Annotated in this window: 14 protein-coding genes and 6 tRNA genes; 10 read left to right on the top strand and 10 right to left on the bottom strand. The window is 61.1% G+C overall.

Annotated features, from left to right (window positions below; all coding sequences use genetic code 11):
- Window positions 1–69 precede the first annotated feature (69 nt).
- The 4 genes from LG409_RS12560 to LG409_RS12545 all read right to left on the bottom strand — a co-directional run bounded on the left by LG409_RS12560 (window position 70) and on the right by LG409_RS12545 (window position 4,672).
- On the bottom strand, window positions 70–1,656 hold the full coding sequence (locus LG409_RS12560; RefSeq protein WP_227406814.1) for a gamma-glutamyltransferase family protein: 1,587 nt from the start codon (window positions 1,654–1,656) through the stop codon (window positions 70–72).
- A gap of 72 nt (window positions 1,657–1,728) precedes the next feature.
- Window positions 1,729–3,054, bottom strand: coding sequence for a TRAP transporter large permease (locus LG409_RS12555; RefSeq protein WP_039176169.1), 1,326 nt, complete (start codon window positions 3,052–3,054; stop codon window positions 1,729–1,731).
- A 3-nt stretch (window positions 3,055–3,057) separates the two neighbouring features.
- Window positions 3,058–3,567, bottom strand: coding sequence for a TRAP transporter small permease subunit (locus tag LG409_RS12550; protein WP_026001778.1), 510 nt, complete (start codon window positions 3,565–3,567; stop codon window positions 3,058–3,060).
- A 1-nt stretch (window position 3,568) separates the two neighbouring features.
- Window positions 3,569–4,672, bottom strand: a complete 1,104-nt coding sequence (locus LG409_RS12545) for a TRAP transporter substrate-binding protein (RefSeq protein WP_227406813.1) — start codon at window positions 4,670–4,672, stop codon at window positions 3,569–3,571.
- A gap of 308 nt (window positions 4,673–4,980) precedes the next feature.
- Between LG409_RS12545 and LG409_RS12540 the strand changes: the two genes are divergently transcribed.
- From LG409_RS12540 to LG409_RS12510, 7 genes are all read left to right on the top strand, one after another.
- Window positions 4,981–5,056: transfer RNA gene (locus LG409_RS12540), tRNA-Glu, on the top strand.
- 25 nt (window positions 5,057–5,081) lie between these two features.
- Window positions 5,082–5,156: transfer RNA gene (locus LG409_RS12535), tRNA-Gly, on the top strand.
- Between the two features lie 34 nt (window positions 5,157–5,190).
- Window positions 5,191–5,266 (top strand) — tRNA-Glu (locus tag LG409_RS12530).
- Between the two features lie 22 nt (window positions 5,267–5,288).
- Window positions 5,289–5,363, top strand: a tRNA-Gly gene (locus tag LG409_RS12525).
- A 19-nt stretch (window positions 5,364–5,382) separates the two neighbouring features.
- Window positions 5,383–5,458, top strand: a tRNA-Glu gene (locus tag LG409_RS12520).
- Between the two features lie 74 nt (window positions 5,459–5,532).
- Window positions 5,533–5,607, top strand: a tRNA-Gly gene (locus tag LG409_RS12515).
- 225 nt (window positions 5,608–5,832) lie between these two features.
- Window positions 5,833–7,767: a tyrosine-type recombinase/integrase gene (locus LG409_RS12510; protein WP_227406812.1), complete on the top strand. Its 1,935-nt coding sequence runs from the start codon at window positions 5,833–5,835 to the stop codon at window positions 7,765–7,767.
- A gap of 58 nt (window positions 7,768–7,825) precedes the next feature.
- Here the strand turns inward: LG409_RS12510 and LG409_RS12505 are convergent, their stop codons facing one another.
- The gene (locus LG409_RS12505) at window positions 7,826–8,467 is read right to left on the bottom strand and encodes a LysR substrate-binding domain-containing protein (RefSeq protein WP_227406811.1); all 642 of its coding nucleotides are present in this window, start codon (window positions 8,465–8,467) and stop codon (window positions 7,826–7,828) included.
- 104 nt (window positions 8,468–8,571) lie between these two features.
- On the opposite strand from LG409_RS12505, the gene LG409_RS12500 reads away from it, so the two are divergent.
- Entirely contained in the window at window positions 8,572–8,865 is a 294-nt protein-coding gene (locus tag LG409_RS12500; protein WP_227406810.1) for a helix-turn-helix domain-containing protein, read from the top strand.
- Between the two features lie 25 nt (window positions 8,866–8,890).
- On the opposite strand, the gene LG409_RS12495 is transcribed toward LG409_RS12500, so the two are convergent.
- Window positions 8,891–9,781, bottom strand: coding sequence for a LysR family transcriptional regulator (locus tag LG409_RS12495; RefSeq protein WP_227406809.1), 891 nt, complete (start codon window positions 9,779–9,781; stop codon window positions 8,891–8,893).
- A gap of 396 nt (window positions 9,782–10,177) precedes the next feature.
- On the opposite strand from LG409_RS12495, the gene LG409_RS12490 reads away from it, so the two are divergent.
- Window positions 10,178–10,372 (top strand): heavy-metal-associated domain-containing protein, encoded by a 195-nt coding sequence (locus LG409_RS12490; RefSeq protein ID WP_227406808.1) that lies wholly within the window; start codon window positions 10,178–10,180, stop codon window positions 10,370–10,372.
- A 65-nt stretch (window positions 10,373–10,437) separates the two neighbouring features.
- Here the strand turns inward: LG409_RS12490 and LG409_RS12485 are convergent, their stop codons facing one another.
- The 4 genes from LG409_RS12485 to LG409_RS12470 form a co-directional block, all read right to left on the bottom strand.
- Window positions 10,438–11,196, bottom strand: coding sequence for a glutaredoxin (locus LG409_RS12485; RefSeq protein WP_227406807.1), 759 nt, complete (start codon window positions 11,194–11,196; stop codon window positions 10,438–10,440).
- A gap of 203 nt (window positions 11,197–11,399) precedes the next feature.
- The gene (fdx, locus tag LG409_RS12480) at window positions 11,400–11,738 is read right to left on the bottom strand and encodes an ISC system 2Fe-2S type ferredoxin (protein WP_227406806.1); all 339 of its coding nucleotides are present in this window, start codon (window positions 11,736–11,738) and stop codon (window positions 11,400–11,402) included.
- Between the two features lie 24 nt (window positions 11,739–11,762).
- On the bottom strand, window positions 11,763–12,233 hold the full coding sequence (cueR, locus tag LG409_RS12475) for a Cu(I)-responsive transcriptional regulator (protein WP_227406805.1): 471 nt from the start codon (window positions 12,231–12,233) through the stop codon (window positions 11,763–11,765).
- A 15-nt stretch (window positions 12,234–12,248) separates the two neighbouring features.
- On the bottom strand, window positions 12,249–14,744 hold the full coding sequence (locus tag LG409_RS12470; RefSeq protein ID WP_227406804.1) for a heavy metal translocating P-type ATPase: 2,496 nt from the start codon (window positions 14,742–14,744) through the stop codon (window positions 12,249–12,251).
- A 237-nt stretch (window positions 14,745–14,981) separates the two neighbouring features.
- Between LG409_RS12470 and LG409_RS12465 the strand changes: the two genes are divergently transcribed.
- Window positions 14,982–15,335 (top strand): ArsR/SmtB family transcription factor, encoded by a 354-nt coding sequence (locus LG409_RS12465; protein ID WP_227406803.1) that lies wholly within the window; start codon window positions 14,982–14,984, stop codon window positions 15,333–15,335.
- Window positions 15,336–15,485 lie beyond the last annotated feature (150 nt).

The following is a 15,485-nucleotide window of genomic DNA, read 5'->3' as shown; positions in this document are numbered from 1 at the left end:
ACCAGTGACAATGGCAGCCCTGCTCAGGTTCAGCATGTGCGAAAGTGGGCGATAGCGCCAGTACCGGGCCTAAACGCTGGCGGCGCCGCCGTTGCTGCGGGGGTCATGGGCGCTTTCGATCAGGCCATCCGGGTGGCGCACAATGCCGCCTGCGTGGCCCATGGTGTCGCTGAAGGCCTCTGGCAGTACTTCTACATCGTGGCCCGCCGTGGCGAGGGCGGTCACCAGGGCATCGTCGAAACGCGCTTCCAGCTTCAAGTTGGTGCTGGTCTCGCCCCAGGTGCGCCCCAATAGCCAGCGTGGTGCGGTAACCGCCTGCTGCAGTGGCATGCCATGTAGCGCGTAGCGGGAGAACACTGCGGCCTGGGTTTGTGGCTGGCCTTCGCCGCCCATGGTGCCGTACACCATGGTGCGCCCGTCTTCGAACAGGGCCAGTGCCGGATTGAGGGTGTGAAACGGCTTGCGCCCCGGGGCCAGGCCGCGCAGATGATTGGGGTCGAGTGAAAAACTGATGCCTCGGTTTTGCCAGAGCACGCCGCTTTCCGGCAGCACGACGCCACTGCCGAACTCCCAGTAGATGCTCTGAATGAAGCTCACCGAGCGGCCCTGGCTATCCACGGTGCCCATCCAGATGGTGTCGCCCGGCGCGGGCTCATGGGGCCAGGGTAGGGCGCTGGCCGGGTCAATGGTGGCGGCTTCTTCGGCCAGGCGTTCGGCGCTTAGCAGCGACTGCAGGGGGGCAGGCACCCGCTGGGGGTCGGTGACGTGGCTATCGCGCAGCATGAAGGCGCGTTTGGTGGCCTCGATCAAGCCGTGCAGATGCTCGAAGCCGTTGGGCTCGGCAGCCTTGAGGCGTTCGTAGATGCCCAGAATCATCAGCGAGGCCATGCCCTGGGTCGGGGCGGGCAGGTTGTAGAGTGTCGCGTCCTGCAGCTGTACCTGCAGCGGCGTGACCTGCTGGGCGCGATAGGCGTGGAAATCCTCCAACCGCAGCGGGCTGCCCAGCGCGGCCAGGTCCTGGGCCATGCTGGCGGCCAGTTCGCCACGGTAGAAGTCATCCAGCCCTACACTGGCCAGACGTTCGAGGGTTCGGGCCAGGCGCGGCTGGCGCAGCCGCTCGCCTTCCCGGGGGACCTTGCCATCGAGCAGGAAGGCTTCGTTGAAGCCGGGGCTTTGGCCAAGCCGCGCAAGGTGCTTGGCGGTCAGCGCCTCCTGGCTTTGGGAAACCGCCACGCCGTCGTCGGCATGGCGAATGGCATCGGCCAGCAGGGTCGTCAGCGGTAGCGCCGTGCCCCACTGGGCGGCCACGTTTAGCGCTTCCTGCCAACCGCCAATGGTGCCCGCCATGGTCAGGGCTGCCTGGGGGCCGCGTTCCGGGATGTGTGATTCGCCAGCGTAAAAATCGGCGCTGGCCAGCGCGGCGGCTGGCCCGCAGGCATCGATGGCAATGGGCGGCTTGCCTGGTTCGTGAATCAGCCAGAAACCGTCGCCACCCAGCGCGTTCATGTGCGGGTAGACCACGGCGATAGCCGCTGCGGCGGCCACCATGGCCTCTACCGCATTGCCGCCTTGTTTGAGCACATCGCGACCGGCACTGGCGGCCAGGTGGTGGGGGGCAACACAGCTGCCGCCGTAACTACGTTGTGTATGAAGCATGACGTTATCCTTTGTTATTAAGGACTACTGTTATTAGGGACTACTGTTATCAAGGGCTACTGTTATCAAGGGCTACCAGCCAATGGCGTCGGGTAGCCAGGTGGCAATGGCCGGGAAGGCGAAGACCAGCGCCACGGCCAGGAATTGCAGGCCAATGAAGGGCAGCGCGCCTTTGTAGATATCGAGGGTCGAAACCTCCTTGGGGGCCACGCCCTTGAGGAAAAACAGCGACCAGCCAAACGGTGGCGTGAGAAACGAGGTTTGCAACACCAGGCCCACCAGAATGCCCAGCCATACCATATCGATGCCCATTTGTACGAAGAAAGGCAAAAACAGCGGCAGGGCAATATAGGTAATTTCTATCCATTCCAGGAAGAAACCAAGCACGAACATCAGCAGCAGCATGAACAGCAGCGCGCCGAGCTCGCCCCCGGGGACCCAGTCGAACATGCGGCCCACGAGATGCTCGCCACCCAGCCCACGGAAGGCCAGGCCAAAGACCTGAGCGCTGATCAGAATGAAGAAGACCATGGCAGAAATGACCAGCGTGGCCTTGGCGACCTCGCTCAGCAGAGCCACCGTGAGCCGCCCAGAGCACGCGACGAAGACCAGCGCCCCGAGTGCCCCCATGGCAGCGGCTTCGGTGGGAGCGGCAATCCCGCCGATGATCGAACCCAGCACGGCAAACACCAGCCCCACCGGCGGCCCCACCACGGTAGCCACCTTGAACAATAGCTGCTTTTTGCTGAGCAGCGCGCGCTCTTCGGCGGGAATGGGGGGCATCATGTTGGGGTAGAGCCTGGCCAGCACCAGAATCGCCAGAATATAGATCCCGGCCAGGGCCAGCCCCGGCACCATGGCCGCCGCAAACATGGTGCCTACGGATTCACCGAGGATCTCCGCCAGCAGAATCAGCACCAGGCTCGGGGGGATGATTTGACCCAGCGTGCCCGACGCACAAATCATGCCGGTGGCCAGGGTTTTAGGGTAGCCACGGCGCAGCAGGGTGGGGAGTGTCAACAGGCCCAGCGTGACGATGGTCGCCCCGACGATACCCGTGGCAGCGCCCAGCAGTACGCCCACGAAGATGATGGCCACCCCCATGCCGCCGGAGAGTCCCCCGAACAGGTGACCGACCACGTCGATCAGCTCTTCGGCCAGCTTCGACTTCTCCAGCATGACCCCCATGAATACGAAGAGGGGGATGGCCATGAAGGTGTAGTTGGTGACCACGCCGTAGATGCGCGAGGGCAGCAGGTTGAACAGCATGGGGCCAAACCCCAGGTAGCCAAACACGAAGGCCGTGACGGCGATGCTGATGGCCACCGGAATACCGATCAGCAGCAGTACGAAAAAGGCGACGATCATGCCGATCGCTAGCCACTCATTAGGAGACATGCGTTATTCACCTCGGCTTGGAAGGGCCAACCCCTGGCGCAGTGCGTGGGCCAGGCCTTGCAGTGCCAACAGAAGAAACCCCAGAGGGATGAGCGATTTGAGCAGCCAGCGGAAGGGCAGGCCGCCTGGGTTGGGTGAGGTTTCGTTACGCAGATATGATTGCTCTACCCAAGGCAGGGTCAGCCAGGCGATGTAGAGCCCCATGACCAATAGCAGCAGGCCGCCGATCACTTCGATGGTGCGCTGTACCGCGACCGGGAAGCGCTCGTAAAACACATCCACCCGCACCTGTTCGCCCACGAACAGCAGGTACGACATGCCGAACAGGGCGATGGGGGAAATCAAGTGCCACTGCAGCTCCTGGAGCCAGACGGCGCCAATGCTGAACAGGTAGCGCATGACCACATCGCCCGCGACCAGGGCAACCAGCACCACGCAAATCCAGGCAGCGATCAAGCCAAACAGCCGGACCACCGCCTCGATTCCGTGGACAAGACGTTCCACGGCTTGCATATCACACCCCGATGATGTCGTTTAACCAGGCGCGTTCGCTGGGGCCTGCCCAGCGGTCATGGTTGGCCTTGAAGGCCATGTAGCTGTCGTGGACCTTGCGTACCAGCGGGTCGGAGTTGGCTTCGGTGGCTAGGGTATCCATCGTGGCTTCACGCAGCGCTTCGACCACCGGGGCTGGCAGGGGGCTTGCGGTAACGCCGTGGTTGTCCACCAGGTCGGCCATGGCCTCGCCGTTGACGGCTTCCGACCAGGTGACGCTTTCCAGACACGCCGCCATGCAGGCACTTTTCACGATCATCTTGAGGTCGTCGGGCAGGGCATCCCAATGCTGTTTGGAAATCAGCAGCTCACCGGTGGTGGCAGGCTCGTGCCAGCCGGTGGTGTGATAAAACTTCGCGGCATTCTGCAGCCCCATGCGGCGATCCTGGTAAGGACCCACGAACTCTGCTGCATCGATGACGCCACGCTCCAGCGCCGGGAAGATTTCACCGCCGGGCAGTACACGGGCATCGACCCCCAGCGCGGCATAGACTTTCCCGGCCAGGCCCGGAATACGCATGCGCAGCCCGTTCAACTGGCCGATGTCCTCGATGGGCTCACGGAACCAGCCGGTCATCTGCACGCCTGTATTGTTCAACGGCAGGGCGATCATGCCGTAAGGCTCATACACTTCTTCCCATAGCTCCAGGCCACCGCCGTGATACAGCCAGGCCATATGGCCCATGAAGCTCATGCCGAAGGGCACGGTGGTGAAGTATTGTGCGGCGAACGTGGTGCCCGACCAGAAGTAGCTGTTGGCGGCGTTCATTTCGATGGTGCCGCTCTGCACGGCCTCGAAGCCTTCGAAGGCCGGGATCAGTTCTCCTGCTGCAAAGTGCTGAATATTGAGCCGTCCGCCCGACATGGCGTTGATCTTGGCAATCACGTCCCGCGGGCTGCCGGGCCCTTCTACATAGAACGGAGAGCCTGGGCTGTAGGCATTGGTCATTCGCCAGTTGAACTGTTCGCTCGACTGCGCCTTGGCCAAGGAAGGGGCGCCCAACACCAGCCCCGCAGTGGATGTCAGAGCAGCGCTGGTAAGAAACTTGCGACGGGTAAAGGACATACAGCACCTCATGCAGTAAGGAAAGACGGCAGTGGTAGGGGAGCACCAATCGCCGAGGGACGCTGTGTACAAAGCAAGGGATATGCCAAAAAATCGATTTTATTTTAAATAAAAGATTTTTAGGGCTTTGTAGGATGCGCTGAACGGGTGGCGTGGTGTGCATGGGCAAGTTTCGTGCACCGTTATCGCGCAGGTTATTGCCGTCAGGCACCTTCGTTGCGCAGGCATAAAACGTTTCGATATCAGAGGGCTTGACAGTAAGAGGTGCGCTGATTAATATACGCGCCACCTCGACGAGGCAATGAAACGTCCCATTCGTCTAGTGGTCCAGGACACCGCCCTTTCACGGCGGGAACAGGGGTTCGAACCCCCTATGGGACGCCATCGTATCGTTTAGGTCATCGGAGTTGCGGGAATAGCTCAGTGGTAGAGCATCGCCTTGCCAAGGCGAGGGTCGGGAGTTCGAATCTCCTTTCCCGCTCCATAACGCGTATGTAATGAATCATACGTGTTTATACGTCCCATTCGTCTAGTGGTCTAGGACACCGCCCTTTCACGGCGGGAACAGGGGTTCGAACCCCCTATGGGACGCCAATCCGATTTTTAGCGACATCAAGCGGGAATAGCTCAGTGGTAGAGCATCGCCTTGCCAAGGCGAGGGTCGGGAGTTCGAATCTCCTTTCCCGCTCCAGTCGTCTGCGTGTACATGTGTCCCATTCGTCTAGTGGTCCAGGACACCGCCCTTTCACGGCGGGAACAGGGGTTCGAACCCCCTATGGGACGCCACTCGCATGACGCTGACACTTGGTTGTCGTCATCGGTTGCTGTAACCGGTTTCCATAAGTAATGCCGTTCATGTTGCGGGAATAGCTCAGTGGTAGAGCATCGCCTTGCCAAGGCGAGGGTCGGGAGTTCGAATCTCCTTTCCCGCTCCAATTTATGATCTACAGACTTCCACTGACGTCTGTAAGTCGTTGAAAAGAGGGCCGAAAGGCCCTTTTTTCGTTCCAGCAAAAGCCACTGAAATCCACCTACAGCCAGCGTTTTTAAGGCCAAAATTGAGGCCAAAGAATGCGGAGGGTGCCGGTTCCGGGTTGTTGCTGGGGTTGGATGGGAACAGGGACGAGCATTGAGCCTAAGTCGCGACTTAGGAGCTCAAAATGGCACTCTCTGATCTGACTGTGCGGCAAGCCAAGGCCGCCGACAAAACCTACAGCCTCCCCGACACCGATGGCCTCGGCCTGGTGGTTGCCCCCACCGGCGGCAAGTCGTGGCACCTTCGCTACTATTGGCTCGGCAAGCAAAAACGCATATCCCTGGGCAACTATCCAGAGGTCGGCCTGCGTGAGGCGCGCTCCTTGCGCGATGAGGCCCGGGCACTGCTGGCCAAGGGCATCAACCCCCACACCGATCGCAAGCAGAAGCGGCATGCGGTCAAGCTGGCTTCCGATTACACCTTCAAGGCGGTGTTCGACACCTGGGTCGAGCACCGCCGCAAGGAACTCAAGGAAGGCCGGCAAAGCACGCTCTCACAGATCCTCCGTATCTTCGACAAGGACGTGTTGCCCAGCCTTGGGAAGATGTCGATCTACGACATTCGCCGGCCCCAGCTTCTGGGCGTCCTGGCGAGGATTGAGCAGCGCAAGGCCTTCACTACCGCTGAAAAGGTTCGTACCTGGCTGGGACAGTTGTTCCGCTATGCCCTGGTCATTGTCGAGGGTATGGAAACCAATCCAGCCACGGACCTGGATGTGGTGGCCGAGCCCAAACCTCCGGTGAACCATAACCCTTACCTGCATCTGCCTGAGCTTCCCGCATTTCTTCAGAAACTTAGGCTATACAACCCTCGCGGCTGGCAAACTCAGCTCGGCATCCGGCTATTGCTTCTGACCGGGGTGCGCACCGGCGAACTGCGGCTGGCGACCCCGGATCAGTTCGATCTCGATCGCGGGCTATGGATCATCCCGCCGCAGATCGTCAAGCAGCTTCAGGACGAGATGCGCAAAGCCGGCAAGCGCCCGCAGGATGTGCCGCCCTACATCGTCCCGCTGTCCCTGCAGGCCACCGAGATCGTTCGCTACCTCCTGGGCGTGATGCGACCGGCCCAGCAATACCTGCTGACGCACCGCAGCGAGCTCAAGAAGCGCATCAGCGAAAACACCCTCAACGCCGCCTTGAAGCGAATGGGCTATGAGGATCGACTGACCGGCCACGGTATTCGTGGAACCATCTCGACGGCGCTCAACGAGATCGGTTACCCCAAGATTTGGGTGGACGCGCAGCTTTCACACTCCGATCCGAACAAGGTGAGTTCGGCCTACAACCACGCCAAATACGTGGAGCCGCGCCGCCGGATGATGCAGGACTGGGCCGACCGCCTGGATCTGCTCGAACAGGACCAGGTGGAAGCTGCAAGCGCGCATCTCACCATCCGTATCGATGGGGTGCCGGCGATGGCAGAAGCGGAAGATGCTGCCACCATTACGGGGGCTTCCTCCGCCGTTCCCGTTCCGCCCGTAGCGGCTACGCCCATCGTGGTGACGCCGAACACTGCCGGGGCCACGTTCCAGAGGCTGTCGCAAGTGCCTCCGCCCCCCAGTCGGGCGCCGGAGCCGGAAGTGTCTGCGATCCAGCGTGAGCGCGAAGAAATGCTCGCCATCTACGAATCGCCGAACAATCTGCCGGTTCCGCTGTTCGGCAAGCTGGCCGGGAAGTCCAAGGATCAGATCAACCGCGAACTGAAGGCCGGCAAGCTGCTGTCCATTAGCCTGGGCAACCGGGGGCAGCGCGTTCCCGATTGGCAACTGGTGCCGCTCAAGCACAAGCTGGCCTTGGCGCTCATGAAGCAGTGTCCGGAAGCAAACTCGTGGGAGCTTTTCCGTATGCTGACCCGGCCGCACCCGGAGTTGGGTGATCGTGCAGCCATCGATGTGGTGACGCCGGCCAATCTGGCCGCAGTTGTCCATACCATTGCGGACGATGAGCAGCAACCTGCCGATATTCCCGAGGCTGTCTTGCCAGGGTCTATCCCCGAGCAGGTGTGGCAGAGCGTTCGCCGGCTGGTAGATAGCACGTTGGTGCTTGAAGACGCTTGAAGGCCAATGGGATGACCTGGCGACCGGCGCGAGCCTGCCTCGGTCGCCAGGTTCGCGGTCAGGCGGTGCCTGCCTTGGCAATCTGCAGGGCCCTGTCCTCAAACCGTTTAGAAACGGCATTGGGTGATCCGTGGGGGCGGTGCAAATGCGTCACGATCTCGTAGGGGCCATCGGAGAGTGGTCGCATGGTGAGTCCTGTCCCTTGAGCACGCTCAATGCGTGATTGTGCTGATAGACCGACGCCATAGCCCGCCGTGACCCATAGAGCCAGCAGCTCGAAAGAAGTCATGTGTTGAATGCTCTGTTGGCCTTCTTGTGGAAAGGAGGACAGCCTCTGATCCAGCAAGGGGCAAGCCTCTGCCTGCCAGCGAAACACCGGGTAGTCCCGCAACTCGGCGGTTGTGAGCGTTGCCTGATTCAATAGAGGGAATCGCAACGGCATGGCAACGGCCATGTTTTCGCTCCACAGAGGCCGACTGCTCAGGACCGGATCGCTCAAGCCCTCAAGTGACATCCCCGCGTCGTAACGGCCTTCCCGAAGTCCAGCTACCAGATCATCGCCCTTGACCTCGAAAAACGCCATGATGACTTCCGGCTCCTCCGCTTGCTGCAGGGCAAGTAGCTTAGAGAGACGTGACGACGGCACACCAGGTGCTATCGCGAGCTTGAAATGGGAAACCGGGTTAGTGGCGTCGTGCATGAGAGCCCCATGTAAGCCATCGGATCAAAAAAATAACCCGATATCATAGCAATGAGTTAAATTTAACGTGGTTAAATTCTCTTGTCTGATCGACGCTTCTGTCAATGCAGAAGCGTCCAATTCAACGAGGCCGTCCCCCAGGCACAACCACATTTGAAGCCGAGCCAGCACTGGCCTTCGGGAAAGCGGTGCGCGCCGCGCGCGTGGAAAAAGGAATCGCTCAGGAAGAGCTGGCAACCCTAGCTGGAGTCGAGCGCTCGCACATGGGCAAGATCGAGCGTGGAGGACATATGCCTACGCTGGCTCTGATACTGAAAATCGCCGCCGCGCTCGGGCTAAGTGCTGCCGAACTGATGACTGTAACGGAGCGCAATCTTGGCTCTGGCACAGATTCTTGAGTCTGATCGTCTGCGGAGGGCTCCGTCAGTCGCTCAAACGGTCGCGTAGGCGAGCGATGAATCGCTCCAGCGAAACCGATAAACGGCTGTTTTCGGACCAAAGCAAGTAGGTAGTGATGACTGCAGATTCCATCGCCAAGGGACGGATTACAACATCCGGACGCTGGTAGCCTGCGATCCTAGTCGTCGTTGTGAAGCCCACGCCGTAGCCCGCGCCAACCAGGGTAAGCATCATGTCCAGCGAGGACGCGTGCTCGACAACATTCGGCTTGTGCTCCAGAGGCTGCAGGAGCTGCGACAGTTGCAGGCAGTAACCCTCGCACACCTGTGGATCGCACAAGATGAGTGGATGGCTCCCAAGCTCATGAAGTGGAACCTCTCTGTGGGCGAGTAGCTCGTGCCGAGCTGGCACGGCGACCACCAGCGGGTCTCGCCAGATCGGTTCTGCAACGATACCGTCACCAACGTCAGCGGTGTGCGCGAATCCGATCGTGAAGTCGCCGGATCGCAAGCCACGCAATTGCTCGGCTAAAGGTACTTCCGCCAGACGTATCTCAACCTCTGGCTCCTCAGCGCGACAACGGGCCAGAAACTCCGAAAGCCGAGGGTCGGTCGCACCATCGGAGACAGCGATGCGCAGGCTCCCTCGCATGCCTGCCGCGACCGCCCGGACGTTCTCCCGTGCATGCTCCAGGACAGTGAACAGCCTGCGGACATCCTGCAAGAACGCGGCGCCAGCGGGGGTCAGCGCAGTGCCTCGACGGTTTCGGTCAAAAAGTATTACCCCTAGCTCATCCTCAAGCTCTTTGATCGTTCGAGACAGGGGGGATTGTTCGATATGCAAGCGCTCCGCAGCACGTGTGAAATGCAGTTCTTCGGCGACCGCCACAAAGCAGCGCAGGTGACGAAGTTCCATGGTTGCGTCCTTCAGCAATCTTGGTCAATTCGGTTGGCCACGGCGCATGAATGCCGAAGTGTGCTCAGTGGATGAAGTAGCAGGTGCTCCCCTTCAGGGCAGGGTAAAAGGCCATTGATTTGATTAAACAATAATACATATGTTCATGTATTTTATCAAAAGAAAAGGCCTCCTGTCTCTGATCTGGAGCTTGATAAGGGATCGGGGCCGGCTTGATGACGGCGTGCTGCTTGGCTTCGTTGTAAATGCCATTGGCGCGAATCAGCAAGATTGCGCGTCAGTGACAGCGTGAGGGAACTTGGCAGCCGCTGCGTCCCGTCGATGCAACTACCACTTGACCTTCCAACCGTGGCAAGGACCAAACTGCCAAGCATCCCAACCCGAAAGGAGTTTTCCATGCAATTCCATCTCGATGACATGACCTGCGGTGGATGCGCCCGCACCGTGACGAAGACGATTCAGATGATCGACCCCAACGCCAGTGTCGTCACTGATCCGCCGTCCCGCCGGGTCGAGGTGCAAACCTCGGCATCCGAAGAGCAGATCGTCGCAGCCCTGCGCGAGGCTGGTTTCCCGCCGCGCGCGCAGTAACATCCGATCGCGGTCGACCTGAACGCAGGTTGGCCGCGATGCTGGCGCACGCGCCATGCTGTTGCTCAGTGCATCCCGAAATAGGCGACCTTGACCCACATCCACAGGGCCATCGCCACCATCATTAGGTTCTCTGTCAGGGACACGAAGCCCAGCGGTACATTGCTGTCCCCGCCCACGCAGGCGCACTTGAGTTCCCGGCGATCGACATAAACCGCCTTGAAGACCGACACGGCCCCGACAGTGCCGATGAACAGTGCCAGCGGAATCGACAGCCACATACCCACTCCCGCGACCATCAACACGCCAGCGATACCCTCTGCGAACGGGTAGAGATAGCCATACCGCACCCAGCGCTTGGCCAGCAGGTCATAGTTGAGGAACATCGTCGCGAAACTGTCCACGTCCTTGAGCTTCTGCAACGCCAGCAAGCACATGGCAAAGGCCACGAACCACTCTGCGGTCTGAATGCCCGGTAGCTGGCCGAAGGCGGCCCAACTCGCCCCGAGCGCCAGCGCGGCGGCCATGAGGAACAGCGCAACCACGGGGGTATAGGTCACAGCGTTCTTGTCCTTCACGGACATGCCGAAGAATTTGCGCAATTCGTCGTAGCCCCCTATGCGCCGCCCATTGATGAACGTCTGCGGCGTGGTTTCGACTCCATGCTCCTGCTTGAACGCATCCGTCTGCTCGCGGCTCGCAAGGTGCTTGTCCTCGACCTTGTAGCCCTTGCGTTTGAGCAGATCGAGCGATTTCAGCCCATAGGGGCAGGTATGGTCGGGCATGACCATGCGGTAGAGCGTGGCGTGCTTGAGCGCAGACATGCTGGACTTCTCCTGTGGGTTTTCCTTAAGGGAGGTCGGCGGAGCCGGCCGTCAGCAAAAGACTTCAGACTACCTCTCTACCTTAACCAGCCCTGGCGCAAGGATGTGCAGGCGCCTGGCTCACGGGCAGCTCGTCAGGCTGTTCTCCACCTGCCAGGACAACCCGACCACAGGCCGGCGTGCCTACGGCGGCACGCCAGGCCTTAGTGGTTCTCCTTGGCGTGGTTGATCGTGTACTTGGGGATTTCGACGGTCAGATCTTCTGTCGAAACGATGGCCTGGCAGCTCAGACGCGACTGCGCCTCCAGCCCCCAGGCCCGGTCGAGCAGGTCGTCCTCGCACTCCTCGACCTCGTTGAGGGAAGCGAAGCCCTTACGCACGATGCAGTGGCAGGTCGTGCATGCACAACTCAGCTCGCAGGCGTGCTCGATTTCGATGCCATTCTCCAGCAGCGCCTCGCAGATGGAGGTGCCAACCGGCACGTTCAACACAGCGCCCTCGGGCGCTAGGTCGGCATGGGGAAGAACAGTGATCTTGGGCATGACTCTCCTTGTCACTCAACGCGATCATGAGCGTTTCGCTAACGCCGCCCCCCGCGGGCGGCGCGGCACGGCACCCGTGCGTTTCTTGGGTTCCTCGTTGCTGTCGTCGGGCTGCTCAAGGGTATGCAGGATCGGGCAGTCGGGCCGTTCATCACCCGCGCAACAATGAATCAGCGCCTTGAGCGTTTCTGCCATCTGCAGCATGCTCTCGATGCGCCGATCCAGTTCGGCGATGTGCTGTTGGGCCAGGCGCTTGACGTCGGCACTCTGGCGCGACTTGTCGTTCCACAGGCCCAGCAGATTCGTGATCTCGGCCACCGAGAAGCCGAGATCGCGCGCGCGGCGGATGAAATGCAGCCGGTGGACATCGGCCTGGGTGTAGGCGCGATAGCCAGACTCGGTGCGATCCGCTGGAGGAATCAGGCCGATCTGCTCGTAGTAGCGGATCATCTTGGCCGAGACCTTGGATGCTTTGGATGCTTCACCGATGTTCATGGTCTTCCTCCTTTCTCAATGAGAGGTATCCGCCGCCAGCGGCGGCTGAAAGCCGCGCAGGCGTAGCGCGTTGCCCAGCACAAATACGCTGGAGAGCGCCATCGCGCCGGCGGCGAAGATCGGCGAGAGCAACACCCCATACGCTGGGTACAGCGCCCCGGCGGCCACCGGAATCAGCGCGGTGTTGTAGCCAAACGCCCAGAATAGGTTTTGGCGGATATTGCCCAGCGTGGCCTTCGACAGCGCGATGGCATTGGGTACGCCCCGCAGGTCGCCGGACATCAACACCACGTCGGCTGACTCGACCGCCACGTCGGTGCCGGTGCCGATTGCCAGGCCCACGTCGGCCTCGGCCAGCGCCGGTGCGTCGTTGATGCCATCACCCACGTAAGCAATCTGGCCGTGGCTGGCTTTCAGTCGGCGCACCGCATCCACCTTACCTTCAGGCAGGACTTCGGCCACTACCTCGTCGATGCCCAGTTGCTTGGCAATCGCCTGTGCAGTACGCGCGTTGTCGCCGGTGATCATTGCCACTTTCAGGCCAAGCTGATGCAGCGCGGCGATGGCGGCGGGCGTGCTGGCCTTGATCGGATCGGCCACGGCGATGATGGCGGCCAGGCGGCCATCGATCGCAGCGTACAACGGCGATTTGCCCTCGTTGCCCAGACGCTCGGCAGTGCCTGCGAATACACCGACGTCCAGGCCCAGCGAACGCATGTAGCGGTCGGCGCCGACCTCGACGCGGGAACCGTCCACCGTGGCCCGCACTCCCATGCCCGTAATCGACTCGAAATCGGTCATGGTCGGCAGCGCGATGCCACCTTCTGTCGCAGATTCGACGATGGCGCGCGCAATCGGGTGCTCCGAGCGAGATTCCACGGCAGCGACCTTCGCCAGCACTGGGTCGCGGCTGAAGCCTTCAGCGATTTCCAGGTCGGTCAGCACCGGGCGACCCTCTGTCAGGGTGCCGGTCTTGTCCACGGCCACCACCTTGGCATCCTTGAGCAGTTGCAAGGCCTCGCCCTTGCGGAACAGCACGCCCATCTCGGCGCCGCGGCCGGTGCCGACCATGATCGAGGTGGGCGTCGCCAAGCCCATGGCGCACGGGCAGGCGATGATGAGCACGGCTACGGCGTTGACCAAGGCGAAAGTCAGGGCGGGCGACGGGCCAAACACGAGCCAGATCAGAAAGGTCAGCAAGGCGACCAGCATCACTGCCGGTACAAACCACAACGTCACCTTGTCCACCACGGCTTGGATAGGCAGCTTCGAGCCCTGGGCCTGCTCGACCATGCGGATGATCTGCGCCAGCATGGTCTGCCCGCCCACGGCGGTGGCGCGCAGCGTCAGCGCGCCTTTCTGGTTGACGGTGCCACCGACCACCGTGCTGCCTGCAGCTTTTTCGACCGGGATCGGCTCGCCGGTGATCATCGACTCATCGACGAAGCTGCGGCCCTCGGTGATTTCGCCATCGACCGGCACGCGCTCGCCGGGACGCACTTCCACGATGTCGCCAAGGGCTACGTCGTTGATGGGAATATCCACCATACGGCCGTCACGCAACACATGGGCCTCCTTGGCCTGCAGCTTGACCAGCCGCTGGATGGCCTCGGAGGTACGACCCTTGGCGCGCGCCTCCAGGAAGCGACCGAGCAGGATCAGCGTCACGATGACGGCAGCCGCCTCGTAATAGACGTTCACCGTGCCTGCTGGCAGCAGGCCGGGCGCGAAGGTGGCGACCATCGAAAAGCCGAACGCGGCCATCGTGCCGACCGCGACGAGCGAGTTCATGTCCGGGCCCAGGCGCACGAGGGCCGGAAAGCCCTTCTCATAGAAGCGCCGGCCCGGAATGGCCAGCACCAGCAGGGTCAGTACGAACTGGATATACCAATTCTGCTGCATGCCGATGGTGCTCATGACCCACTCGTGCATGCCGGGAATCATGTGCGACCCCATTTCGAGCACGAATACCGGCAATGTCAGCAGACCGGCCAGGGTCAGGTCACGCTTGAGTTCGGCCCGCTCGGCGTCCTTCTTTTCCGCTGCTTCATCTTCGGCCTGTGCGCCGGTATCGACCAGGCGGGCTTCGTAGCCAACCTTGTCTACGGCCGCGATCAGATCTTCCACGGCAGCCAAGCCGCGCACGGTGGCGCGCTCGGTCGCCAGATTCACCGTGGCCTCCGTGACGCCTGGTACGGCTTTGAGCGCCTTCTCGACGCGGCCTACGCAGGATGCGCAGGTCATGCCGTCGATCGCTAGTTCGGTGACGCCGGTCGGCACCTCGTAGCCCACTTTCTCCACCGCCTGAATCAGCGCCATGCGATCAACAGGACCAGCCAGGCGGATGTCCGCCCGCTCGGTAGCCAGATTGACGGACACAGTGTCCACGCCCTCGACCTTGGCCAGGGCGGCCTCGACTCGGCCGACGCAGCTCGCGCAGGTCATGCCCTCGATGGGCAGGCTGATCGCAGCTGCTGTGGCGCGAGCATCACTCGTTATTGGCATGCTCATGGTTTATTTCCCGTAGTTGAGATTCGACATGAGGGAAGCTTAGGGTTTACCATCGTGGGAAGGTCAAGCGTATTTTTATGTGTACTGTCTGGTTTGGGAAAGCGCTGGCGAACAGAGGAGCGGCGGGTTCTGGTTGCCAAGCTTTCCCAGATCCCTGGCTGCGCATGATCGCTCTGCCGCAGCCTCGTTGATCCTGAAGGGCATGAACAGCCGTTCGAGAGCAGGAATTTTTGACAAATGACTTCACGCAAACCAGCAAGCACACCCCACGGCGCAAGCGCCGATCTGACATCCCTGTCGCACAATGATGTAACCATCCTGGCCGAAACCTTCCGCCTCCTGGGCGACCCTTCGCGGCTGAAAATCATGCTGTGCTGCATGAAGGGGTATACTTCGGTGGGTGACATCGCGGAAACCCTCGACCTCTCGCAATCACTGGTGAGCCACCACCTGCGGCTGCTGCGTGGAGCTCGGCTGGTCAAGGGCGTACGCCAGGCCAAGCAGATCTTCTATGAGGTGGCCGACCAGCACGTGAACCAAGTGCTGTTGGACATGGCCATCCACATCGCTGAAGACCATAACGACGAGTAGCCGAGCGCAACGTAAGGCCTACCATTACGCGCAGCAGTGGGTGTCGCTGCTGCAGGCATTCTCGCTAGGGCAGTGAATATCAAGGCAGCACACTGCAGGTTCACGACGTTGCCCTGTGACTACACTTAGCCTGAGCTTCAGTGGCATTAT

The sequence above is a fragment of the Halomonas sp. NyZ770 genome (genome assembly GCF_020616575.1).
In the GTDB taxonomy this organism is placed as follows: domain Bacteria; phylum Pseudomonadota; class Gammaproteobacteria; order Pseudomonadales; family Halomonadaceae; genus Vreelandella; species Vreelandella hamiltonii.
Note: the sequence above shows the minus strand (reverse complement) of the source record. Positions and strands in the feature narration are given on the sequence as shown.

What these genes read in the sequence shown, in the direction of transcription:
- LG409_RS12560 (WP_227406814.1), bottom strand. Translation starts at nt 1,656, where the DNA reads ATGCTTCATACACAACGTAGTTACGGCGGCAGCTGTGTTGCCCCCCAC.
- LG409_RS12555 (WP_039176169.1), bottom strand. Translation starts at nt 3,054, where the DNA reads ATGTCTCCTAATGAGTGGCTAGCGATCGGCATGATCGTCGCCTTTTTC.
- LG409_RS12550 (WP_026001778.1), bottom strand. Translation starts at nt 3,567, where the DNA reads ATGCAAGCCGTGGAACGTCTTGTCCACGGAATCGAGGCGGTGGTCCGG.
- LG409_RS12545 (WP_227406813.1), bottom strand. Translation starts at nt 4,672, where the DNA reads ATGTCCTTTACCCGTCGCAAGTTTCTTACCAGCGCTGCTCTGACATCC.
- LG409_RS12510 (WP_227406812.1), top strand. Translation starts at nt 5,833, where the DNA reads ATGGCACTCTCTGATCTGACTGTGCGGCAAGCCAAGGCCGCCGACAAA.
- LG409_RS12505 (WP_227406811.1), bottom strand. Translation starts at nt 8,467, where the DNA reads ATGCACGACGCCACTAACCCGGTTTCCCATTTCAAGCTCGCGATAGCA.
- LG409_RS12500 (WP_227406810.1), top strand. Translation starts at nt 8,572, where the DNA reads ATGCAGAAGCGTCCAATTCAACGAGGCCGTCCCCCAGGCACAACCACA.
- LG409_RS12495 (WP_227406809.1), bottom strand. Translation starts at nt 9,781, where the DNA reads ATGGAACTTCGTCACCTGCGCTGCTTTGTGGCGGTCGCCGAAGAACTG.
- LG409_RS12490 (WP_227406808.1), top strand. Translation starts at nt 10,178, where the DNA reads ATGCAATTCCATCTCGATGACATGACCTGCGGTGGATGCGCCCGCACC.
- LG409_RS12485 (WP_227406807.1), bottom strand. Translation starts at nt 11,196, where the DNA reads ATGTCTGCGCTCAAGCACGCCACGCTCTACCGCATGGTCATGCCCGAC.
- fdx (WP_227406806.1), bottom strand. Translation starts at nt 11,738, where the DNA reads ATGCCCAAGATCACTGTTCTTCCCCATGCCGACCTAGCGCCCGAGGGC.
- cueR (WP_227406805.1), bottom strand. Translation starts at nt 12,233, where the DNA reads ATGAACATCGGTGAAGCATCCAAAGCATCCAAGGTCTCGGCCAAGATG.
- LG409_RS12470 (WP_227406804.1), bottom strand. Translation starts at nt 14,744, where the DNA reads ATGAGCATGCCAATAACGAGTGATGCTCGCGCCACAGCAGCTGCGATC.
- LG409_RS12465 (WP_227406803.1), top strand. Translation starts at nt 14,982, where the DNA reads ATGACTTCACGCAAACCAGCAAGCACACCCCACGGCGCAAGCGCCGAT.